We start from the raw sequence: 20,865 nt of genomic DNA, 5'->3' as shown, positions 1-20,865 counted from the left end.
GCGCCCTGATGGGCGTAATGCCTGCGCCATGACCAATGGCCCCGTTTCCCACGATCGCCCGAAACGCTTTTACCGTGATGTGACTGCCGAACCTGCAGAGGGCGGTGGTTGGCAGATCCTGCTCGACGGGCGGAGCGTCAAGACGCCAGGACGGCAGCTGCTGCGCTTCCCGACTGAGGCGCTGGCGCTGGAAGTCGCTGAGGAATGGGCCGACCAGAAAACCCATATCGACCTTCTGGGCATGCACCTGACCCGCCTTTCCAATGTGGCTCTCGACCGGACGGCAGAGCTGCGCGAGGAGATGGCCGAAGAAGTGGCGCGCTATTGCGAGACGGATCTGCTCTGCCACATCGCGGAAGAGCCTTTTGAGCTTGCCGCCCTGGAAGAGGCGCGCTGGGGCCCTGTGCGTGATTGGGCGGCGGAGAATTTCGGCGTCATCCTCGTCACCACCGAAGGGATCATTGCCTCGCCCCAGCCCGACGCCTCGCTTCAGGCGGCGCGGGACTATGCGCTTGGCCTCGACGATTTCCGCCTTACGGCGCTGGTCTATGGCTGTGGTCTGTTTGGCTCGGCGCTGCTCTCCATGGCAGTGGTCGAGGGCGCGCTGACGGCGGAGTCGGCGTTCCACCTGTCCCGCATCGACGAAGACTGGCAGGCCCAGCAATGGGGCGTCGACGAGGAAGCAAAGGCGGCCGCCGATGCAAAGCAGGTCGAAGCCGATGCGCTGGGCCGCCTGATCGAGGCATTGCAGGACTGATCTGGAGTGGGGTCAGCTGGCGTTATGTGTCAGCGTGAACACTTCTGACGAATAGCCATAGGTCTCCATGAAGGCGGCAATGCTTTCATAAGTGGCTGTCTTCACTTTGCCGGAGTGATCGTCGGTTTTCAGCCGGTTGTCAGCAATCGGCGCCAGGAAGCGCTTCAGGCCGCGCGCCTCCTTCACCGGAGATGCCTTGAAGTAAGCGCCAAGGTTCACCTTGATCTGCTCGTAATTGTCAGTCTGCCAGACGGCGGACGACAGGACATCCAGCATGAACTCGGTGCAGTTCTGGTAACGAGCGTCGGCGGGGTTTGCGATCAACGAGTAGCCTGGAACATGCAGCGCTTCATAAGTCGGCGAACCAATCACGTCATAAAGCCGCTTCTGGACTTCCGGCGAAGGAATGATGATGCCCACATCGTCCGCGCGGCTGCCTGAGACAAAGTCAAAAGGAAAGTCCGTTACCAGTTCCGAACGGTCCTTGGGCAGGTCTTCGCCGTTCCCGTGATAAAGATTGTAGACGGAGTACCCCATAACCTGGCGACCGTCCGGCAGGTTGACAGGCTGGTAAACCCAGAATGCGCCGTGTGTATAGTTGAAACCTTCCGGCAAATCCGCGCGGGGAGCGCCTGCCCGAAAGACCATGGCGACCCGGGCGCCTTTTTGAGCCAGCGTCGTTTCAATGTCCTTGGAGAAACGGGCCGCATCTTCCGCTGTGAAGTGATCAGCCGGCCCGCTTTGAGATGAATCAAAGGCAAGGGCAGGCGGCGTATAGACGGTTGCAAGAAGGCCAATGCCTGCTGCTGTGATCAGTGTGCGAAACATTTCTCAGTTTCCTTCTGCGGTGCTGAGGGCCGGAGGCGGGACAGCGCTCAGCACTTCATCCGAAATCGTGAGGGGCTCGTTCGCCGCCGTCCACAAACCTTCCGCCACCCAGGTCGTCGCTTCGCCAGTTGCTGTCACAAGCTCGCCGGCAACTTCCAACGGCACGGCCACAGCGCCAAGCGTCAGTTGGATACCGGATGCGGCCAGCCGGGCGGAGGCTTCTGCGCTGTCCTGGGATGCGGCAGAGGCATTCTGGAAACTGTCGGCACTGGCCGGGGCGGCAATGAGGGTGGCGGCCAGAAACGTCGCGGCACAATAGGGCGCTATCGGGCGGGTGGTCATTGGTTCGGTCCTTCCTGAAAGATCGGCCCCGGCATGTTCGCCTGAAAGTGGGGCGCTCATTAGTGAGCAATCAATCACTTACTTTTAATTGAGGCAAAAATATGGCGAAGTAAGCGATTGCTCACTAAATTAATTGAGCCAATCCGCGTGAACGAAGGTGAACCGGGCTGAAACCGGGAATGAACGCGCGCTTCAGGGCGGGTTTGGGGGCGCTGTGTTTTCCTGTTCCCATGATGAAGCCCATCAGAACTCTTGGAGCCGCCGTCGTTGCGCTTGCTGCGCCGTCGCTCTTCGCTCTCCCCGCCGCTGCCGATGCCCCGCGGGGCACCGTCGCAAAGGTCGAAGTGCCGCTGCTTGGCGGCCAGGTCACCCTCACCTCGGGATCGCGCTACGACCACGATGATTTCCGTGGCCCGCGCTACAATGGCCGCAATGAGTGGGGCCAGACCGACCGTCAGGTCCGCGAGCTCCGCCGTGACGCCACGCAGGCTTGCCGCGCGGCTGTCCGTCAGGAGGGGCGGCGCGCTGGTTTCTATGATGTCGATTTTGACGACGACATCCGCATCCGCCAGCTCGGCCCCTACGGTTTCGCCGTGACTTTCGACGAAGTTGAGTTCGAGACCCGCCGCCGCGACATTGAAACGCGCGTCAGCTGTGAGGTCCGCCGGGGCCGCGTGGTTTCGGTGGACGGGGTGCCATCTCACCGCGGTTATCGCAAAGGTCCGCCTCCGGGGCGCCGCTGGTAACGTAACGTCATTCTGATAAATCCCAGAAGCGCCCCGGCCAGCATGTCCGGGGCGCATAGCTTTGTTGACCTTGCGCGAGCTTGCCAAGCCGCGCGGACGGGCTATTCAGTCACGCGGAACAGCGAAAATCTGACGGATTGAAGGAGCAGGGCGGCATGCAGGATCTCATCGAGGCTCTTGAAGAGAAACGGGCCAGCGCCCGCATCGGCGGCGGTCAGGCCCGCATCGACAGCCAGCACGCCAAGGGCAAGCTGACGGCCCGCGAGCGGATTGCTGTCCTGCTCGATGAAGGCAGCTTCGAAGAGTACGACATGTTCGTCGAGCATCGCTGCTCGGATTTCGGCATGGAAGAGCAGAAAATCCCCGGCGACGGCGTTGTCACCGGCCACGGCACGATCAACGGCCGCCTCGTCTATGTCTTTTCCAAAGACTTCACCGTGTTCGGTGGCTCGCTCAGCCGCGCCCACGCTGAAAAGATCGTCAAGGTCCAGCAGGCCGCCGCCCGCAACGGCGCGCCCGTGATCGGCATCTTCGATGCCGGCGGCGCGCGCATCCAGGAAGGTGTCGATTCTCTGGCGGGCTATGCCGACATCTTCATGGAAAACGTGCTCTCCTCCGGCGTCATTCCGCAGATATCTGTCATCATGGGCCCCTGCGCCGGCGGCGACGTTTACTCCCCCGCGCTGACGGACTTCATCTTCATGGTGAAGGACACCTCCTACATGTACGTGACCGGTCCCGATGTCGTGAAGACGGTGACCAATGAGGAAGTGACCCACGAGTCGCTCGGCGGCGCTTCCGTTCACGCCAAGAAATCCGGCGTTGTGGACGGCGCGTTCGAAAACGACATCGAGGCGCTGGTTCAGATCCGCCGCCTGGTCGATTTCCTGCCACTGTCGAACCGCGATACGGTTCCGGTGCGTCCGGTGCACGACACGTTCGATCGTCAGGAAGCCAGCCTCGACACGCTGGTTCCGCCGAACCCGAACACGCCTTACGACATGAAAGAGCTGATCGTGAAGGTCGTCGATGAAGGCGATTTCTTCGAAGTCAGCCCGCAATTCGGCGGCAACATCATTTGCGGTTTCGCCCGCATCGAAGGCTCGACCGTTGGCGTGGTCGCCAACCAGCCGATGACGCTGGCCGGCGTTCTGGATATCGATGCCTCCCGCAAGGCGGCCCGTTTCGTGCGCTTCTGCGACTGTTTCAACATTCCGCTCGTCACCTTTGTTGACGTTCCGGGCTTCATGCCGGGCACCAAGCAGGAATACGGCGGCCTCATCAAGCACGGCGCCAAGCTGCTGTTTGCCTATGCCGAAGCCACCGTTCCGAAAGTTACCGTCATTACGCGGAAGGCCTATGGCGGCGCGTATGACGTGATGAGCTCCAAGCACCTTCGCGGCGATGTGAACTATGCCTGGCCGACGGCTGAGATCGCCGTGATGGGCGCCAAGGGCGCCGTGGAAATCATCTTCCGCAAGGAAGCCGGCGATCCGGAGAAGCTCGCCGCGCGCACCAAGGAATACGAAACCAACTTCGCAAACCCCTATGTGGCGGCGAAGCGTGGCTATATCGACGACATCATCATGCCCCACAACACCCGCAAGCGCGTCGCCAACTCGCTCCGCATGCTGAAGGGCAAGTCTCTCAGCAATCCGTGGAAGAAGCACGATAATATTCCGCTTTAGGAATAACCGAAAGCGCGTAGCCCCCTCCGTCCCTTCGGGACACCTCCCCCGCTTTGCAGGGGAGGATGATGTAGCGCCCGGATGAACCCTCTATCCTCCCCTGCAAAGCGGGGGAGGTGGCTGGACGCGAAGCGGCCAGACGGAGGGGGGACTGCTTCGCTGCGGGCGTTGAATGGTGGGTTTCGCTGCGCTCTACCCACCCTACGGGTTGTTCTCGCGCCTTCCCACCTCTGGCTCAATGTGTCACCAATGCCTTCAAAGAGGCCGCGCCCTTATCGGTGCAGCGGCGGCAGGGAGGATTTTTGCGATGTTGAAACGGTTTGGCGGCACGGCGCTGGCGGCGCTGTTTGTGCTGGGGGCCTGCGCGCATGAGGTGGAGGCGCCTGCGCTGGAAGCGGCAGAGGCGGCGCCCGCGCCCGTCACCGAAACCTGGTCTGTCCGCCTGTTTGACCAGACGCTGGGCCAGCTTGTTGCCACGACAGAAGGGAGCGCCGTCAAGGTCGATTTCGAATACCGCAACAATGGCCGTGGGCCGACGCTCGCCGAGACCATCACGCTGGGTGAAGACGGGCTTCCGGCCAGCTGGACCATCGAGGGCGCCACCACCTTTGGCAACGAAATCCGCGAAACCTTCACCCTGACCGATGGCACCGCCAGCTGGACCGACACCACCGGCTCGGCCTCCGCTGCGAAGACTGAGCCTGCCATCTATATTCCGCAGAATGCCTCGCCCTATGCACTGGCAATATATGCAAAGGCGCTGCTGGCGGATGATGACATGAAAATGCCAGCCTGGCCCGCAGGAAGTCTCTCGATCACCTCGCAGGACAAATTGCGGATCGACGGGGCAGGCGGCCCGGTGGCGACGACCGCTTACGCTCTCGTCGGGGATGATGTGGACCCGACCTATTTCCTCACCGATGAAGATGGCGGCCTGTTTGCGTTGATCTCGCCGCGCCTCGTCATTGTGCGCGAAGGCTATGAAGAGGCTGATGATCAGCTCAAGGAGCTTGCCACGCGCCTCTCCACTGAGCGGCTGGAAAACATCCAGGCCGAAACCGCGCACAAGTTCGACGCGCCCTTCGCAATCACCAATGTTCATGTGTTCGATCCGGTGGCCAAGGCGCTTTCAGCGGCCTCCACTGTGATGGTCGAAGATGGCGTGATCACGTCGGTGACCGTAGGCGAAGTCGATACCGCGAACGCCTATGTGGTGGACGGCGAAGGTGGAACTCTCGTGCCGGGCCTGATCGAGATGCACGGCCATCTGGGGCAGGACGCGGCCCTCAAGAATATCGCTGCCGGTGTCACGCTGGTGCGCGATATGGGCAATGACAATGCGGTGCTCAGTGAACTGATCGGAAAGATCAAGGCGGGCAAGCTCGCCGGGCCACGCGTGGTCCGCTCCGGCTTCATCGAAGGCAAGAGCCCGTTCAACTCGAATAACGGCATCCTTGTCACCAGCGAGGAGGAGGCTCTTGCTGCGGTCGACTGGTATGCTGACGCGGGCGATTTCTGGCAGATCAAGATCTACAACTCCATGAACCCCGCCTGGGTGCCCGCCGTTGTCGAGCACGCCAAGGAGCGCGGCCTGCGGGTCAGCGGCCACGTGCCCGCCTTCACCAATGCCGACGCGATGGTCGAAGCCGGCTATGACGAGATGACCCATATCAACCAGCTAATGCTGGGTTGGGTGCTCGCCCCCGAGGAAGACACGCGCACCCTGCTACGCCTCACCGCGCTGCAGCGCCTGCCAAAGGTGGACCTCGACGGCCCGGCGGTAACCCATACGCTCGATCTGATGGCAAAGAATGGCGTTGCCATCGACCCGACTTACGCCATCCACGAAGCGCTGCTTCTCTCCCGCAACGGTGAGGTTCAGGCGGGCATGGCCGACTATGTGGACCATATGCCGGTCGCCGTGCAGCGTGAGGCAAAGGCCGCCTGGTCTGCCATCAATAGCCCGGAAGAAGACGCTGCCTATCGCGGCGCGTTCGACCAGATCACCGGTACGCTGCAACGCATGAAGGATCGCGGCGTGTTCATCGTGTTCGGGACAGACCTTGGCGGCGCGCTGACTCTGCACCGGGAGCTGGAGCTTTACCAGAATATCGGCTTCACCCCGGCGGAAATCCTCTCCCGCGCCACGCTGGAAGCCGCCGACTATATGGGCCTTGGCGAGCAGATCGGATCGATCGAGCCAGGCAAACAGGCTGATTTCCTTCTCGTGCCCGGCAATCCGCTGGAGGACTTCAAGGCCATCAAGACCATCCGCCTCGTTTCGAAGGGGCATACCGTTTATTTTCCTGGCGAGATTTACCCCCATTTCGGGATTACGCCGTTTACGGATGTCCCCGAAGTCACAGCGCCCTCACCGGCTGAATAACTGACCGCCACAGGAAGGAGACCTGCCGATGTCTGAAGATGCCTGGCGGATGTATTTTGCCGATATGGGCGGGTTTCCCGCGTCCATCGTGTTCAATGACGGGATCGCGAACCGGATCAACGACCTGCCGCTGGTGACGGCGATGAAGATCCGCATCCCGCTGAAATCGCCCCGCGCTGACGGGCTGACCACGCAGGAAGAATCCGGTCCCCTCAACCAGCTCGACGAGCGCTATGACGAGATCATCACCCGGCATGGCGGCGAATATCTTGGCCGGGTAACGAACAATGGCGCGCGCTGGGTGCTCTCGATGCTGCCGGCGGAAGTGAATGGTCTGGAGGCAGACCTTCGCTCGGCGGCGTCAGACGCTGGCTACACGCCCGAAATCCATGTCGAGCCTGATCCGGACAAGGCGGTTTACTGGAATGATCTCTATCCGTCTGAAGATGACCGCCAGGTGATGCGCGATATGGAGGTGCAGGCGGCCCTGGTTGAGCGCGGCGACGATGTACGCAAGCCGCGATCCGTCGAACATTGGAGCTATTTCAGGGACGAGGCCAGCGCGCGCGGGTTTGCAGGCTGGGCAGCTGGCGCAGGCTATCAATCCGTAACAGTCGCGCCGCCGGAGGGGGAGGATCGACCGCTCTGGCTCGTCCGGATGCACCACATCGGCACGCTTCAGCTCAACGACATCTCGAGCCACTCGCTGGCACTTTCCCGCAAGGCGCAGGAGGCAGGCGGACAATATGACGGCTGGGAAACGGCCCTGATGCCCTAGTGCAGGGTGGTGCCTAAAACTCGCGAGACGAGTGTTTCGCTAATTGTGTAGCCTGATTGCCGCTTACATGCTCGTTCAGTGATGGGAGAATAGTTTCACGAGAAATTGTTGCGCCGTTTGCGCGACTCGCGCATTCCCCCCGGAACCATCATCCGGTATGTAAAATTTTCATGGGCTTGTTCCGACCCCGCATCTTGCCGCCGCAGGCAAATCGCCTTGACCAGATCGGGGACCGCAAGCGCGTTCTGCGCTACTGGCAGACGGCAAAAGTGGGTGAAGCGGGCACTTCCCTGGAATACATGCAGTTTGGCGTAGATCATCTGCGACCGCTGATCTTCCTCACATCTATTGAATATCCCGCCTCGCCGCCCTGGGGCTTCTGTATTGATGCGGCCAGCGCGGGGTTCGGGGTCTATTCCATCCGCCGGCCGGGCTTTGGCGCGTCGGATGCCGCCTGCAGCGTCGATCAGCAGGCTGCCATCGTGGAGGCGTTTTTCGAGGAGGCCGGCCTTGAGAACATCATTCTCGTTTCAGTCGGCTCGGCAAATCCGATAGGCGCGCGCCTTGCGGTGAAATCGCGGCGGGTGACCTTCAATATGTTCGCCAACTGCGTCTTCAATCGCGATGTGATGGGCGAGTTCCGGCCCGCCTGGTTTGGCCGTCTCCTCTCGCAGACCATCGAGAGCCGGGCCGGCGCGCGGATTTCCCTCGGCGCAATCCGCCAGGCCGGCCGCCAGTTTGGCAGTCAGTGGTTTTACCAGACCTGCTTCCAGAAAAGTCCCGGCGATATCGCCTATGTCAAAGCCTATCCGCGCGAGATGGCCGAGGCATGGGAAGTGGCCAGCGCGATCCATCACGACACCTGGCAGCAGGAGCTTCAGCCCTCGCTAAAGGGCGACCCCTTCCTGCGGGATGGCCTGTTCTCGTCTGTGCCGGCGCTCGCCATCTCCGGCACAGAGACGACTGACACTTGGAAGTCCGGATTTGAGGCAGAGGCAACGCGCCTCGGCGTGCCGACCACATATCTTTCCAGCGGTGATATATTGGTCGCCTACCAATCGGGTACGGAGCTTCTTTCTCTGTTGAAAGAGAAGATTGCCGCCTGAGGGCGGAGTTCTGCCACAACCGTTATCAGGATGTTACCGGGCCGCTGTTGCGTGATTGCAACAGGATGGGAGGCGCGCGCCGCTAGTGCCTTGAGAACATGAGAGGTGACGTCCCGCTTCATTTGTCCGTTAACAAACATTACGTTTTGGCGAGGCGAGCCTTCGCTTAGACTCTTGTTAAGCCTCCGGCCAGACCCTCTCGTGTGGGCTGAACAATTGGGATCGTTTGAGGCGAGAGGTTTGCGATGAGAAAGAAGACTGTGCGCTGGGGCACGGACACCGGGTTTGAACATCCCGTAAAGCCCTTCGATGATCGCAATGAGCTTTCCGCTCACGGATTGAGGGGAAAACGGGCCAAGGGCGATCTTGGGCTGAGCCGTGGCATCACCCGGAAAGAGGCGCGCAAGGACGCGACCGATGCCATTCCCGTTTCCGAGGCGGTGACGCAAGACCAGTGGAGCGAGCGCGAGCAGATGATTGCCGAGCGCGCTGAAGAAGTGCGCCGCGGACTCGGGACATGGATGTCTACAACTGCCGCGAAGGTGCGCAACTACATTCAGGACCAGACGCCCAGCGACATTCACCCGGACCAGCTGCGCGAAGCCATCAAGGCGGAAGAACACGAGTTCCGCCATTACGAGCTGGACGATACGGAAGACGCAAAATCCACCCATTCTGCGGCTATAATCGAGCTGCAGAGCTTCCGCGAGCGGCATGGCGAACAGATCGGGCAGCGTACGCCGGACATCAAGAAAAATGTCGAGCAGGCGATCGCAATCCTGATGTTCGTGATGCTCATCGAAGGCGCTTTCAATGCGCTGCTTTTCAAAGATGCGCAGTCGTCCGGGCTAATTGGTGGTTTGATGATCGCCTTTGGTGTCTCGGCAGTGAACGTTCTGTTCGGTGTTGTCGCCGGCTTTTTCGGTCTGCGCTATCTCAACCATCCGGCCCAGTCCGCCAAGATCATGGGCGGTGTGATTGCCGGCATTGCGATCCTTTGCGGCATCTTTCTCAACTTCTTCGTTGCTCACTACCGGGATGCCGTAGAGCATGCGCTGGTTGCTGCCGACGCTGCCGGGCGTCTTGCTGAATTTTCAATGTTTGAAATCCCGCCTGGCGCAGTCATCCGCGAGATGTTTCCGAACATATTTGGGCTCGATAGTTTCGTGGCCCTTGCCCTGCTTATCCTTGGGCTGACGGTGTTCTCTATCGCCGTTTATGAGGGGTATGATCGCATTTCGGATAAGTATCCAGGTTACGGTCGCGTCTGGCGCAAGGAGCGTAAAGCCTATGAGCGACGCCAGCAGCTTCGGGAAGACCTGCGAAGTGATCTCTCGGATTATTTCTCCGCCAGCCGTCTCTGGTTCGAAACGCAGCTTTCGCGCCATTCGCAGGCCAAGCGGGAAATCGAAAAGGCGATGAACGTTATCGAGGCGCGGCGGGATATGGCGGTCGCGATTGCCGCCAAGGCGGCGGACCAGGAGCGCGGCCTGAAGGTTGCTTATCGTCAGGCCCACCGCCGCCAGCGCAATCAACTTCGTGACAAGCTGGGCGAGCAGGCCGCATGCCCGGTCTATTTCGATGAGATCCTGACGCCGCAACTTCCGCCCTTCGATCTCTCCAAGGAACGCACGCAGGCGAATGCCGCGATCAAGGCAATCGAGCAGAACATCATGGCACTGAACCTGACCCGCGAATGGCTGGAAACACATATCCAGCATGTCCAGCAGGGGCTCTCGTCAGTCGAGAAGAAGGTTGTCGAGGAGATCGCCAAAGTGCGCGAAACAAAAGGCGGCAGCGCCGCCAAGACGGGCTGAGGAGGCAGGTCCATGCCGAGACGCAGGGAGAGAGGGCCGTGGTTCTGGCGCGGGGCGATCGCCCTGATGATTACATCCGTGTTCGGGTTGTTTGCGGCAGCGGCCATGAACCAGCCGCCCGCAACGGAAAATGATACGGGCTGCCGGCTCGACCGGCGCGACCCGTCGCACACGATCATTCTGGTCGATCAGTCCGATCCCTTCAACGCGACCGACCTGGCATGGGTGCGCGCCCTGTTGGAGGATGAGGCCCGCGCGTTGCCGAAATATGGCCGGATTACGCTGACGGTTCCAAATGCGGCCTCGCCCTATGATCCGTTGACTGTCTGGTCGGGCTGCTCACCGGGCAGTGCCGAAGGCGCCAATCCGATCTTCCAGAATCCGCGCATGATCGAGCAGGCCTGGCAGCGGAAGTTCCACGATCCGCTCATCGCCGGTGCCGAGGGTGTCCTTGTGGACAATGTGGCGCCCAGCTCTCCACTGATGGAAGCGATGTTCACGCTGGGAGACCGGCCGGATTTCCAGGCCCAAACCTCCAGTCGCCGCCTGATCCTGGTGTCAGATCTGATGCAGCATTCCAAAGACTTCTCAATGTACCGTACCGGGACCGACTGGAGCGCCTTTGAAGGCACATCGCTAATGGATATGCGTCCCGGCCTTGCGGGGGTCGATGTGGTGGCCCGTGTCGTGCCGCGCCAGGAATACGCTCTGCCGCTTGGCGAGGTGAAAGCCTTCTGGCAGCGTTGGTTCCGGGGCACGGGTGCCACTTATGGATCGGTAACCTGAAGAAGGAGACGGAGGCAGGCGCCCGCGCCCGTGTTGATCGGCAGGAAACTGAGCGCAAATGGCGACCCCGGCAGGATTTGAACCTGCGACCATTCGCTTAGAAGGCGAGTGCTCTATCCAGCTGAGCTACGGGGCCGTTTCCGGGGGAGTAGCGCGGGCTGCCTCAGTGTGTCCACGGTTGTTTGCGGTCCGCCGAGAAGTTCTCGGCATAAGACTTGATCAGGCGTTTGCGCTCGCGCGGCTCCTGAACCGTGAAATTGAAGCCTTCGCGCTCGGCATAGGCGATGGCCTGTTCGCGCGTATCGAAATGCAGGCGGACCTGACCTGAGGTGTCGTCGATGCTCACCCAACCCATCAGCGGGTCGGGACGGCGGTGCGCGCCCGGATTCACGAACTCCAGAATCCATTCTTTCGTGTTTCCACGACCGGATTGCATGGCGCTCTTGGCCGGTTTGTAGATCCGCGCTTCCATTCCAGAGCCTCCCGAGGGCACCTCAAAATGATTGGTCGGAGCGATAGGATTCGAACCTACGACCCTCTGGTCCCAAACCAGATGCGCTACCAGACTGCGCTACGCTCCGGACTCCCGTATTAGTGCCCGGATTCACCTGCGCAAGGGCTTTTCACCGCATTCTGTGGTGTTCAGCTGTGGCTTTCTGACCGGGGGCGGGAAGGAGCCAGCGATTTCCCCAACAAATGTGGGTCGCTGGCTCCCCGCCATTCGCGTCCCTCAGAGCCGGCGCTTGTGGCGCGCTTGAGTATCGCGTGCGTCCCCGACCCAACCTAAACATCCTGTTATGTAAGCGTCTTGACATTTTCGGCCATTCCCAGTGTCAATTCTGGCCAATGGGCGACTTTCTTCAGCGCCGGTTGATCTTGGTCCGGGGCAGGGTGCTGCAGTTTCAGAGGAGCAAGGTGGGGGGCGAACATTGCCGACGGTATCTTCCGCGTATCTGTCCAATTACGTCGAGACCTGCATCGCGCTCGGGGCACCGGCGCAGAGACTCTACGATTTGGTACCTGGCGGGCGTGCTGCCATGGATGTGCCGGACGGGCGGTTTCCGGGCGACGTGGTTGTGCGCGTACTCGACGTTGCGGCGGAGCTGACGGGGAACGACACGCTTGGCTTGCGTGTGGGCATGCAGTTCCGGCCGGCGACCTTCATGGATGTCGGCTATGCGCTTTCTTCGGCCGGAACCATCCGGCAGGCGCTGGAGATCAACATGCGGTTCCAGCCGCTGACGCAGGAGGTTGTGTGCACCGGCCTCGAGGTGCGGGGCGCCCATGCCTACATCCGCTGCGCGCCGGCGTTGGCAGGGGTAGAGGGACTGAGGCGAGTGATGGAGGCCGTGTTTGCCGGTTATGCGGTGATCGGCCACTGGCTGCTGCGCGACCATTCCAGCCCGATCGAGGCGATGCACTTCCGCCACCGCGACCCCGGCCCGCAAACCCATGAAATGTATGAGACTGTGTTCGGGAAAGGCGTGAAATTCGGCCAGAAGGAAGACGTGATGGTCTTCCGGGCCGAGCTGGTAAGCCGGCCCCTGCCGGGGGAGAATCAGGCGCTGGTGACCCTGCTGACCCAGCGCCTGGAGGAGCGGATGATCTCGCTTCGGGATGGGGTGAGCCTGGCCGACAAGGTGCGCAACTGCCTGCATGGCCAGATGCGGCGGGGCCGGCCCAGTATGGCGGGTACGGCGCGGCTGCTGGGCTATTCGGAGCGGACCCTGCGGCGCCACCTGGCAGAGGCCGGGATTGGCTTCTCCGACCTGTTGCAGGACGCGCGCAAGGAGGCGGCGGACATTTATGTGCGCGAGGGGAAACTGTCGCTGACAGAGATAGCCGGGGCGCTGGGATATGGTGATCAGAGCGCGTTCGTGCGTGCTTTCCGAGGCTGGTATGGCATCTCGCCCGGCGTGTACCGGAAGCAGGCCAAAGAGGGATAACCCGTGCCCCGCAGGGGCAAACAGCGTCATTCCCGTGTCTTTTTGAGGCTTTTCAGATCACTTCTGGCGCGGTTTGTGCTCGATCCGGCGCATCAGGCCTTCCTGCGCGACCGACGCGACGAGGCGGCCTGAAGAATCGAAGATAGATCCCCGGTTGAAGCTGCGCGCACCGCCGGCGTAGGGGCTGTCCATCGAATAGAGGTGCCACTCATCGAACTTTGTTGGCGCGTGGAACCACATGGCGTGGTCCAGGCTGGCCGACATGAGTTCACGGTTCATCCAGGAGACACCATGAGGGCGCGAGCCGGTGCCGAGGAGGGCCATGTCCGAGGCATAGGCCATCAGGCAGTGATGAATCCACGGGGCCTCATCGATGGGGCGGGCAACCCGGAACCAGAGATTGTGTTCATCGGAGGCTTTGGCGGGCGTGAGGGGATCGAGCGGGTCGATCTCGCGCATCTCGATGGGGCGTTCGCGCAGGAAGTGGCCGCGATGGCGCTCGGGCACCTTATCGGCAAACTTGCGGCGCCATTCCACCCGGTCGCTGAGGCTTTCCGGCGGGGCAACTTCGGGCATGTCATGCTGGTGGTGCCAGCTGTCTTCCAGCGTCTGGAAGGAGGCGGCGAGATTGAAGATCTGCTTGCCATGCTGGATGGCGACCACGCGGCGGGTGGTGAAGGAGCCCCCATCGCGGGAATGGTCGACCTGGTAGATGATCGGGACAGAGGGGTCGCCCGGCCGAATGAAATAGGCATGCAGGGAATGGCAGGGGCGGTCGTCCGGAACGGTGCGGTAGGCGGCGACAAGAGACTGGGCGATGACCTGGCCACCGAAGACGCGCTGGCTTTCTTCCTCATCGGGGCTCTGGCCGCGGAAGAGGTCGTGTTCGAGACGCTCGATGTCGAGCAGGGTGAGCAGGTCTCCAACCGGGTCCTTCGTCATGGGCCATGTTCCTTATGAGTTTCTTGTGCGCCGCAGCATTTACCAGACCTGACACGGAACGCAAACCTGCCGCAAATTCCCTGTTATGGTTAGCGAAATCTTTGACAATCCATGGGATTATTCCCATCTGTGATTTTCCACAAAGACTTCAAAACGATTACGACCCTCTGCGTTGGGAGGCGCCGCCGATGAACCTTTTTGCCAAACTGGCCCGCGAAGTCCGGCTGTTTCAGGACATTCTGCTCGTCCAGAAATGGACCGGCGATATTTCTCCCGACTCCGAAAATCTCGTGGCGGACGATTATGAGCGCGCCGTCGACAAGTTCCCCGGAAACATCGCGTTCCGCTTTGAGGGACATTCGACAACCTATGCGGAGTTTGACGCGCAGGCGAGCCGGTTTGCCAACTGGGCGCTGGCGCAGGGCCTGAAGGCGGGCGACTGTGTGGCCCTCTATATGGAAAACCGGCCGGACTATGTGGCCGCCTGGGCGGGCTTCTCCAAGGTCGGTGTCGTCACGGCACTGATCAATCACAATCTTGAAGGCGACGCGCTGGCCCATTGCGTCAACATCGCGGACGCCAAGCTCATCGTTACCGGCGCCGACCAGGACGCGGCCATTGAAGGCGTTGCCAGCCTCATCAAGGGCGACCTGCCCGTGTGGACGCTGGGCGGCAAGCGGGGGCAGGACCTTGGCGCGGCGCTGGCGGCAGTTTCCAGCGCGCGCCCCGACCGGGCCCACCGCGCAGAGCTGCGCGGACGCGACATGTGTCTTTATGTTTATACCTCTGGCACCACGGGCCTGCCCAAGGCGGCGCGCCTGACGCAGGCACGCACGCAAGGCATGATGCGCAGCTTCATTGCGCCCTGCCGAACGACGGAGAAAGACCGCGTTTACATCACCCTGCCGCTTTACCACGGCACGGGCGGCCTTTGCGGCATCGGGCAGGCGCTGAACACCGGCGCAACAGTCATCCTGAGACGGAAGTTTTCGGCCAGCGCCTTCTGGGATGATGCGACCGATGAGGGCGCCACCTCGATCGTTTATATCGGCGAGCTGTGCCGGTATCTCGTCAATTCCCCGCCACACCCGAAAGAGCGCGCCCACCATATCCGCACCGGATTTGGCAATGGCCTGCGCCCGGAAGTGTGGGAGGAGTTTCTCCACCGCTTCAACATTCCCCACCTTGCCGAGTTCTACGGCTCGACCGAGGGCAATGTCAGCTTCATCAATTTCGACGGCAAGCCCGGCGCCATCGGGCGCATTCCGTGGTGGCTGAAAAAGCAGTTCGCACATGTCGCTTTCGTGAAGTTCGACATCGAGACTGAGCAGCCCGTGCGCGGGGCAGACGGCTTCTGCGTTCATGCGGCCACGGATGAACCGGGCGAGGCCATTGGCCGGCTGGGCGAGGATGTGCGCCAGCGCTTTGAAGGCTATAACGACAAGAAGGCCACCGAGAAGAAGCTGCTGCGCGACGTGTTCGAGAAGGGCGACCTGTGGTTCCGCACGGGTGACCTGCTGAAGATGGACAAGGAAGGCTATATCTACTTTGTGGACCGGATTGGCGACACCTTCCGCTGGAAGGGCGAGAACGTCTCCACCAATGAAGTGGGCGAGGCCCTTTCCAAGATCGACGGCATTGCGACGGCCAACGTTTATGGCGTGCCTGTGCCCGGCGCTGACGGCAAGGCCGGCATGGCGGCCGTGACGCTGGACGGCGAGGTGGACATTGCGGGCGTGCATGGCAAGCTGGCGGCGCTGCTGCCGTCCTATGCGGTTCCGATTTTCATCCGTGTGCAGCCCGAAGCCGAAACCACCGGCACATTCAAATATCGCAAGGTGGAGCTGGTGGCCGAAGGCTTTGACCCGGCAAAGGTCGAGGGCGACGCGCTGTGGATGTATGACCCGGCAGAAGGCGGCTATGCGCCCGTTACGGCGGAGCGGTATGAGAAGCTGCTGGCCGGCGGGTTCAAGTTTTAAGGCTTTTGGGGCGGGAGGGCCTTCTGCCCTCTGGGCTCCGTCATCCCGGTTTCGCTGCAAGCGAAGACCGGGACCCAGCCTTTCCCCCTGGGTCCCGGACATTTGCTCCGCAAATTCCGGGAAGACGCCCGAAGGAAGTGACGCCCGCATGACGCCGGGATGCTTTGTGTGCGGCGTTTTGCAAACCGCGCGGTTTATTCTGGATCAGCCGTAGCGGCCCTCACCTCCCACGCCCTTCGGACGCGGGCCCCTCCTCTCCCGGAGGGAGAGGGGTTGGGACTTCACCGAAATGGGGGGTGAGGGCCGCTATGTTATCCTGAGCTCGGCGAAGGACGCTCAGGATGAGCTTTCCGAGGGTTCGTGAAGATCAGTCTGCGCGGCCCATGCGGCGTTCGAGGCGGGTGGAGAACCAGGAGATGATCCGTCTCCAGAGTTCATCCTTGAGGATGGCGCCTTCGACATCATGGTCGATGGAGGGGTTGTCGTTGATCTCGATGATGACGACGCCCTGTTCGGTTTCTTTGAGGTCCACGCCATAGAGGCCGTTGCCGATGAGGCTGGCGGCGCGCACGGCAATGTCGACCACTTCGGGCGGGGCGTCTTCCACCGGCATGGTGGTGAAGCCGCCTTCGCTGGTCTTGCCGTCATCCTTGTATTTGACGATCTGCCAGTGGCCGCGCGCCATCCGGTATTGGCAGGCGTAAAGCGGCTCGCCATTCAGCACGCCGATGCGCCAGTCGAACTTCGTGGGGCGGAATTCCTGCGCGATGATCAGGGCGGTGTCCTCGAACATATGCTTGGCGCCGGTCTTCAGCTCTTCCAGCGACTTGGCCTTGACCATATTGGTGCCGAAGCTGCCATCGGGCGTCTTGAGGATCACGGGGCTGCCGAGGCGCTCGAACACGGCGGCGAGGTCGGTCTTCTCGTCGAGGATTTCCGTACGCGGAATGGGCAGGCCGGCTTTCTCCAGGATTTCCTTGAGATAGACCTTGTTGGTGCACCGGATCATCGAATGGGTGTCGTCGATGACGGGCATGCCTTCCTGCTCGGCCCGGCGGGCGAAGCGGTAGGTGAAGTTGTCGATCGAGGTGGTCGCGCGGATGAAGAGGGCGTCGAACTCGGCCAGCGAGGGCAGGTCGGTCGGGTCGATCAGTTCGACCTCGACGCCCATCTTCTCGGCCACATCGGCCAGGCGCTTCAGCGAGGCGGGCTTTGACGGGGAGTGTTTCTCATGCGGGTCCACCAGCACGGCGAGCGCCCATTTGGCCGGCGCGCGGGTCTTCTCATTCTTCACGCGGCCCTTGGTGTAGGCTTCCATCGCGTCGAGGAAGAATTTCCGGCGGGCGTCCTTCAGCTTGTGCGGGGGGACGGCGCGGATGCGGCCGATGCCGTGGGGGGCTTCGTCGTCGAACTCGATTTCGAGGGCGGGCGTGCGGAACCAGTCCATCGCCTCGCGGGCCAGGCGCTCATAGGCCGGGATCTCGGTGCGCGAGAAGGCAACGAACAGGGTGTCGATCTTGGGCGCGCCCTTGGCGAGGGCTTCCTGCAGGGTTTCGCCAAGGTCCGGCAGGGCGTGATTGTAGAGGCTCTTCTTGGAGAGCTCGACCATCGTTTGCACGCTGGGGCTGACCCGGTGGCCGCGCGCCTCGGCCAGCAGGGAGGCGTAGTAGCCTTCCGACTGATAGCCGTAGGAGCGGGCGAGGTTCAGGATATAGGGGCGCCGCCCGGCAAACAGGGCAGGCTTGGAGATATAGTCCGAGATACGCAGGACTTTATGCGGTGTCTCTGCCTGAGATATGTCGCTTGCCGATTCAACAAGCACGACCCAATCGGTCATGGCGCTCCATTTGAGGGCGCGTTGAGACACTTCTCCATCCGCAGCGCCGCTTCTCCGTCCGGATAGTAGGACTCAAGGGTGGCAATTACGCGATAACCGCCTGCCTCGTAAAGGCGGATGGCTGAACTATTTGATGAGCGTACCTCAAGGCGGACAGCGCGGGCGCCGCGGGCTGTCGCGTCTGCCTCACACGCCGCCATCAGGGCGCGGGCAACACCCTTGCCGCGGGCCGCCGGCGCGACGGTGATGGAGTAGAGCCGGGCGAGGGCGAGGCCGCGGCGGTAAAGCATCACGGCGGCGCCGAGGAGCTGATCTGGAGCCTCGGGCGCGGCGGCGACGAGGGTGGCAGCGTGGCCCGAGAGGAGGCGCCGCCAGGTGCGCCGGTCAAACCGGTCTTCGGCAGGAAAGCTCGCTTCGAGCGCCACCAGCGCGTCAATGTCGGCGGTGGCGGCCGGGCGCAGGATCAAAGGCGCACCATGTCGTCCCGGTGGATGATGGCGGGGCGGCCGCGATAGCCAAGGAGGGCTTCGGCTTCTTCGGTCCGGCGCCCGGCGATGCGGCGGATGTCTTCGGTGCCGTAGGCGGTGACGCCCTTGGCGATGAGGCGGCCATCGGGGGCGCGGACGGCGACGGCGGCGCCGCGCTCGAACTGGCCGGTGACCTCGCGCACGCCGACGGCCAGGAGGCTGGCGCCTTTCTCCAGCGCAGCGGCGGCGCCGGCATCGACGAGGAGTTCGCCCTCGGGCTTCAGGTGGCCTTCGAGCCAGGCGGCGCGGGCCTTGGCGGGGCTGATGCGGGAGGCGATGAGGGTGGCGCGTTCGCCCGCCTCGATGGCGCCGAGGGGATGGGGCCGGTTGCCCAGGGTGATGAGGGTAGAGCAGCCAGCGGCATGGGCAATGCGGGCGGCGGCAAGCTTGGTGGCCATGCCGCCGGAGCCGACACCGGCGGCGGCATTGGCGCCGGTGGCCATCGCGTCATGCTCGGGCGTCAGCGCTTCGAGGAAGGGGATGTGGGTGGCGCCGGGATTGGCGCGGGGATCGGCCGTATAAAGACCGTCTATATCGGAGAGGAGGATGAGGACATCGGCGCCCATCATCTGGGCGACGCGGGCGGCGAGACGGTCGTTGTCACCATAGCGGATTTCCTCGGTGGCGACGGTGTCGTTCTCGTTGATGACGGGGATGACGCCGGCTTCCAGCAGGGTTTCCAGCGTGGCGCGGGCGTTGAGCCAGCGGCGGCGGTTTTCCGTATCGCCGGGGGTGAGCAGGGCCTGGCCGGCGGCGATGCCATGGGGGGCGAGGGCTTCGCCCAGCGCGGCCATGAGGCGGGGCTGGCCGATGGCGGCGGCGGCCTGCTTCTGCTCCAGCCGGGCCTGATAGGGCGCGCCGAGGGCCGCCTTGCCCAGCGCCACAGCGCCGGAGGAGACGAGGATCACCTCCTTGCCGCGCTGGCGCAGGGCCGCGATGTCGGCGGCCAGTGCTGCCAGCCAGGCATGGCGCGGGGCGCCGCCTTCGGCAATGAGGGCGGAGCCGGTTTTCACGACAATGCGTCGGGCGCGGGCAAGAGTATCGGCGGTCATGGGGGACCGCGATACACGTCCGCGATGCCTATGGCGAGAGGCGGGGGCGGGCAAATTGACCCCAACCCGTATCAAAACGCGGACATTCGAGGTCAATTCTGGTCAGAACCGGTCATTTCGGGGCCAGGTTTGGCCTAGCCGGCGACAATCGCGCCGACCAGCAGCACACCGGCGATCGCCAGGGCCATCGACCCGGCGAGGACACGCCACAGGCCGACATTGGATGCCTGACGCGCTTCCTCCGGCGTAAGCGTTTCGGAGGCGAGGGGCTCACGGGGCTCATGGGTATAGGTTTCATACTGCATGGGGCTTCTCCTTTGATGCAGGGGTCTGTCCCTGCTTCACCAACGTCTGCGCCGGAGGAATGTTCCGGGCGCGGGCCATACGGAGACAAGCGCCCGCATCCTCGCCAGCAGGGCTGGGAGGCGGGCGTTTCGGCGTTTTTGGGATCGCGTCAGGACGAGTTAAGGGCGAAGCCTTGATGGGCGAAGTCCGTCAGTTCCCGGATGAGGTCGCGGGCTTCTTCGGGTACGGATTTGGGCAGGCGCGGCGCGGTGGCCGGGAGGAGTTTTGCGGCGTCCTTGCGGGCGAGGCGACTGGCCAAGCGTCTGGCCCAGCGCTTTGCCAATGGGAGCGCGTTGTCGAACGCGACGTGGAGCGCGCTGAGGCGGCGGGCGAAGGTTTCGGTGATGGGGCGCGGCCAGGAGGTGGGCGCGCGCAGGTCTGAGGCGTCACCCGGGAAGCTGATGCGGGGGAGCTGGGAGGCAGAAGCATAGCCGCCGGCTTTGCGTTTGGCGGGCTCGGCCATGCGGAAGCTGGGCGGCTTGGCGGCGGGCGCTTCGCGGGACTGGGATGGGCGCGGCGGGGCTTTGGCGGGCGGCTTGCGCGTGGGGACGGGTTGGGGCGGCAGGTCTGCGGCAAGGATGAAGATGGCGCGGCGCAGGGCGATCTCAGCCGGGATCAACGCGTGGCGCATCAGGTGGCGCGCAAGGCGCTCGCTGAGGGGCACGCCGTTCAGCCGCTGGACGATGCCGTCGATATAAAGGATCAGACCAAGGACGAACTGGCGGGCCTGCTCCAGCAGGGCGTCGATGGCGTCGTCTTCCGTAGGCTGAGGGGGCGTGTCCATGCTTTGGAGGTTAGCATGGGTCTGTGGGGCGTGGACAAGTTTGGGGCGGGCGCGCGTAAGGGGTTGAGGGATTTCGGGTTTTTTGCGGGTGGGTGGGGGATAGGGGGCGGGGTTGGGGGAGCCCGCTCTATCCTTCGACCTCATCCTGAGCTTGGCGAAGGACGCTCAGGATGAGCTTCGTGGGGTATCGCTTTGGAGCGTCTTCCCGGAATTTGCGGA

19 protein-coding genes and 2 tRNA genes are annotated in these 20,865 nt (G+C 62.6%); 10 read left to right on the top strand and 11 right to left on the bottom strand.

What is annotated here, in order from left to right:
• The first annotated feature begins 28 nt into the window (after positions 1-28).
• Positions 29-757: an ATP12 family chaperone protein gene (locus K1X12_RS15335; protein ID WP_220988449.1), complete on the top strand. Its 729-nt coding sequence runs from the start codon at positions 29-31 to the stop codon at positions 755-757.
• 12 nt (positions 758-769) lie between these two features.
• Here the strand turns inward: K1X12_RS15335 and K1X12_RS15330 are convergent, their stop codons facing one another.
• Together K1X12_RS15330 and K1X12_RS15325 are read right to left on the bottom strand one after the other, a co-directional pair.
• A complete protein-coding gene (locus K1X12_RS15330) occupies positions 770-1,585 on the bottom strand; it encodes a DUF2145 domain-containing protein (protein ID WP_220988447.1) in 816 nt (271 codons plus the stop codon).
• Positions 1,586-1,588: 3 nt separating this feature from the next.
• On the bottom strand, positions 1,589-1,927 hold the full coding sequence (locus K1X12_RS15325; protein WP_220988446.1) for a hypothetical protein: 339 nt from the start codon (positions 1,925-1,927) through the stop codon (positions 1,589-1,591).
• 230 nt (positions 1,928-2,157) lie between these two features.
• On the opposite strand from K1X12_RS15325, the gene K1X12_RS15320 reads away from it, so the two are divergent.
• The 7 genes from K1X12_RS15320 (at position 2,158) to K1X12_RS15290 (ending at position 11,234) form a co-directional block, all read left to right on the top strand.
• A complete protein-coding gene (locus tag K1X12_RS15320) occupies positions 2,158-2,673 on the top strand; it encodes a hypothetical protein (RefSeq protein WP_220988445.1) in 516 nt (171 codons plus the stop codon).
• 155 nt (positions 2,674-2,828) lie between these two features.
• Positions 2,829-4,361, top strand: coding sequence for an acyl-CoA carboxylase subunit beta (locus K1X12_RS15315; protein ID WP_220988443.1), 1,533 nt, complete (start codon positions 2,829-2,831; stop codon positions 4,359-4,361).
• Positions 4,362-4,668: 307 nt separating this feature from the next.
• Entirely contained in the window at positions 4,669-6,747 is a 2,079-nt protein-coding gene (locus tag K1X12_RS15310) for an amidohydrolase family protein (protein WP_220988442.1), read from the top strand.
• Positions 6,748-6,775: 28 nt separating this feature from the next.
• On the top strand, positions 6,776-7,525 hold the full coding sequence (locus K1X12_RS15305) for a DUF695 domain-containing protein (RefSeq protein WP_220988441.1): 750 nt from the start codon (positions 6,776-6,778) through the stop codon (positions 7,523-7,525).
• 170 nt (positions 7,526-7,695) lie between these two features.
• Entirely contained in the window at positions 7,696-8,631 is a 936-nt protein-coding gene (locus tag K1X12_RS15300) for an alpha/beta fold hydrolase (RefSeq protein ID WP_220988440.1), read from the top strand.
• A gap of 245 nt (positions 8,632-8,876) precedes the next feature.
• Positions 8,877-10,448: an MFS transporter gene (locus K1X12_RS15295; RefSeq protein WP_220988439.1), complete on the top strand. Its 1,572-nt coding sequence runs from the start codon at positions 8,877-8,879 to the stop codon at positions 10,446-10,448.
• Between the two features lie 12 nt (positions 10,449-10,460).
• Positions 10,461-11,234, top strand: coding sequence for a hypothetical protein (locus K1X12_RS15290; RefSeq protein WP_220988438.1), 774 nt, complete (start codon positions 10,461-10,463; stop codon positions 11,232-11,234).
• 59 nt (positions 11,235-11,293) lie between these two features.
• Here the strand turns inward: K1X12_RS15290 and K1X12_RS15285 are convergent.
• The 3 genes from K1X12_RS15285 to K1X12_RS15275 all read right to left on the bottom strand — a co-directional run bounded on the left by K1X12_RS15285 (position 11,294) and on the right by K1X12_RS15275 (position 11,815).
• Positions 11,294-11,370: transfer RNA gene (locus K1X12_RS15285), tRNA-Arg, on the bottom strand.
• Between the two features lie 27 nt (positions 11,371-11,397).
• On the bottom strand, positions 11,398-11,706 hold the full coding sequence (locus tag K1X12_RS15280; protein WP_220988436.1) for an ETC complex I subunit: 309 nt from the start codon (positions 11,704-11,706) through the stop codon (positions 11,398-11,400).
• Positions 11,707-11,738: 32 nt separating this feature from the next.
• Positions 11,739-11,815 (bottom strand) — tRNA-Pro (locus K1X12_RS15275).
• A gap of 348 nt (positions 11,816-12,163) precedes the next feature.
• On the opposite strand from K1X12_RS15275, the gene K1X12_RS15270 reads away from it, so the two are divergent.
• Positions 12,164-13,180: an AraC family transcriptional regulator gene (locus K1X12_RS15270; protein WP_220988435.1), complete on the top strand. Its 1,017-nt coding sequence runs from the start codon at positions 12,164-12,166 to the stop codon at positions 13,178-13,180.
• 57 nt (positions 13,181-13,237) lie between these two features.
• Here K1X12_RS15270 and K1X12_RS15265 read toward each other — a convergent pair whose 3' ends face one another.
• Positions 13,238-14,122 carry an acyl-CoA thioesterase gene (locus tag K1X12_RS15265; RefSeq protein ID WP_220988434.1) on the bottom strand — a complete coding sequence of 295 codons (885 nt, stop codon included), beginning with the start codon at positions 14,120-14,122 and terminating at the stop codon, positions 13,238-13,240.
• Between the two features lie 188 nt (positions 14,123-14,310).
• On the opposite strand from K1X12_RS15265, the gene K1X12_RS15260 reads away from it, so the two are divergent.
• Positions 14,311-16,101: a long-chain-acyl-CoA synthetase gene (locus tag K1X12_RS15260; protein WP_220988433.1), complete on the top strand. Its 1,791-nt coding sequence runs from the start codon at positions 14,311-14,313 to the stop codon at positions 16,099-16,101.
• 367 nt (positions 16,102-16,468) lie between these two features.
• Here K1X12_RS15260 and K1X12_RS15255 read toward each other — a convergent pair whose 3' ends face one another.
• From K1X12_RS15255 to K1X12_RS15235, 5 genes are all read right to left on the bottom strand, one after another.
• Entirely contained in the window at positions 16,469-17,968 is a 1,500-nt protein-coding gene (locus K1X12_RS15255) for a RimK family ATP-grasp domain-containing protein (RefSeq protein ID WP_439649726.1), read from the bottom strand.
• Complete coding sequence (locus K1X12_RS15250) at positions 17,935-18,405, bottom strand: GNAT family N-acetyltransferase (RefSeq protein WP_220988432.1); 471 nt, start codon at positions 18,403-18,405, stop codon at positions 17,935-17,937. The genes K1X12_RS15255 and K1X12_RS15250 overlap by 34 nt, the downstream gene beginning before the upstream one ends.
• Positions 18,402-19,517, bottom strand: coding sequence for a glutamate 5-kinase (proB, locus tag K1X12_RS15245; protein WP_220988431.1), 1,116 nt, complete (start codon positions 19,515-19,517; stop codon positions 18,402-18,404). Before proB ends, K1X12_RS15250 begins: the two co-directional genes overlap by 4 nt.
• A 134-nt stretch (positions 19,518-19,651) precedes the next feature.
• The gene (locus K1X12_RS15240; protein WP_220988429.1) at positions 19,652-19,822 is read right to left on the bottom strand and encodes a hypothetical protein; all 171 of its coding nucleotides are present in this window, start codon (positions 19,820-19,822) and stop codon (positions 19,652-19,654) included.
• A 149-nt stretch (positions 19,823-19,971) separates the two neighbouring features.
• Positions 19,972-20,646, bottom strand: a complete 675-nt coding sequence (locus tag K1X12_RS15235) for a hypothetical protein (RefSeq protein ID WP_220988428.1) — start codon at positions 20,644-20,646, stop codon at positions 19,972-19,974.
• Positions 20,647-20,865: the final 219 nt, after the last annotated feature.

Source organism: Hyphomonas sediminis (assembly GCF_019679475.1).
Taxonomy (GTDB): domain Bacteria; phylum Pseudomonadota; class Alphaproteobacteria; order Caulobacterales; family Hyphomonadaceae; genus Hyphomonas; species Hyphomonas sediminis.
This window is presented reverse-complemented; position numbering and strand designations above follow the sequence as displayed.

What these genes read in the sequence shown, in the direction of transcription:
- K1X12_RS15320 (WP_220988445.1), top strand. Translation starts at nt 2,158, where the DNA reads ATGATGAAGCCCATCAGAACTCTTGGAGCCGCCGTCGTTGCGCTTGCT.
- K1X12_RS15315 (WP_220988443.1), top strand. Translation starts at nt 2,829, where the DNA reads ATGCAGGATCTCATCGAGGCTCTTGAAGAGAAACGGGCCAGCGCCCGC.
- K1X12_RS15240 (WP_220988429.1), bottom strand. Translation starts at nt 19,822, where the DNA reads ATGCAGTATGAAACCTATACCCATGAGCCCCGTGAGCCCCTCGCCTCC.
- K1X12_RS15310 (WP_220988442.1), top strand. Translation starts at nt 4,669, where the DNA reads ATGTTGAAACGGTTTGGCGGCACGGCGCTGGCGGCGCTGTTTGTGCTG.
- K1X12_RS15290 (WP_220988438.1), top strand. Translation starts at nt 10,461, where the DNA reads ATGCCGAGACGCAGGGAGAGAGGGCCGTGGTTCTGGCGCGGGGCGATC.
- K1X12_RS15305 (WP_220988441.1), top strand. Translation starts at nt 6,776, where the DNA reads ATGTCTGAAGATGCCTGGCGGATGTATTTTGCCGATATGGGCGGGTTT.
- K1X12_RS15330 (WP_220988447.1), bottom strand. Translation starts at nt 1,585, where the DNA reads ATGTTTCGCACACTGATCACAGCAGCAGGCATTGGCCTTCTTGCAACC.
- K1X12_RS15300 (WP_220988440.1), top strand. Translation starts at nt 7,696, where the DNA reads ATGGGCTTGTTCCGACCCCGCATCTTGCCGCCGCAGGCAAATCGCCTT.
- K1X12_RS15235 (WP_220988428.1), bottom strand. Translation starts at nt 20,646, where the DNA reads ATGGACACGCCCCCTCAGCCTACGGAAGACGACGCCATCGACGCCCTG.
- K1X12_RS15280 (WP_220988436.1), bottom strand. Translation starts at nt 11,706, where the DNA reads ATGGAAGCGCGGATCTACAAACCGGCCAAGAGCGCCATGCAATCCGGT.
- K1X12_RS15335 (WP_220988449.1), top strand. Translation starts at nt 29, where the DNA reads ATGACCAATGGCCCCGTTTCCCACGATCGCCCGAAACGCTTTTACCGT.
- K1X12_RS15260 (WP_220988433.1), top strand. Translation starts at nt 14,311, where the DNA reads ATGAACCTTTTTGCCAAACTGGCCCGCGAAGTCCGGCTGTTTCAGGAC.
- proB (WP_220988431.1), bottom strand. Translation starts at nt 19,517, where the DNA reads ATGACCGCCGATACTCTTGCCCGCGCCCGACGCATTGTCGTGAAAACC.
- K1X12_RS15295 (WP_220988439.1), top strand. Translation starts at nt 8,877, where the DNA reads ATGAGAAAGAAGACTGTGCGCTGGGGCACGGACACCGGGTTTGAACAT.
- K1X12_RS15325 (WP_220988446.1), bottom strand. Translation starts at nt 1,927, where the DNA reads ATGACCACCCGCCCGATAGCGCCCTATTGTGCCGCGACGTTTCTGGCC.
- K1X12_RS15265 (WP_220988434.1), bottom strand. Translation starts at nt 14,122, where the DNA reads ATGACGAAGGACCCGGTTGGAGACCTGCTCACCCTGCTCGACATCGAG.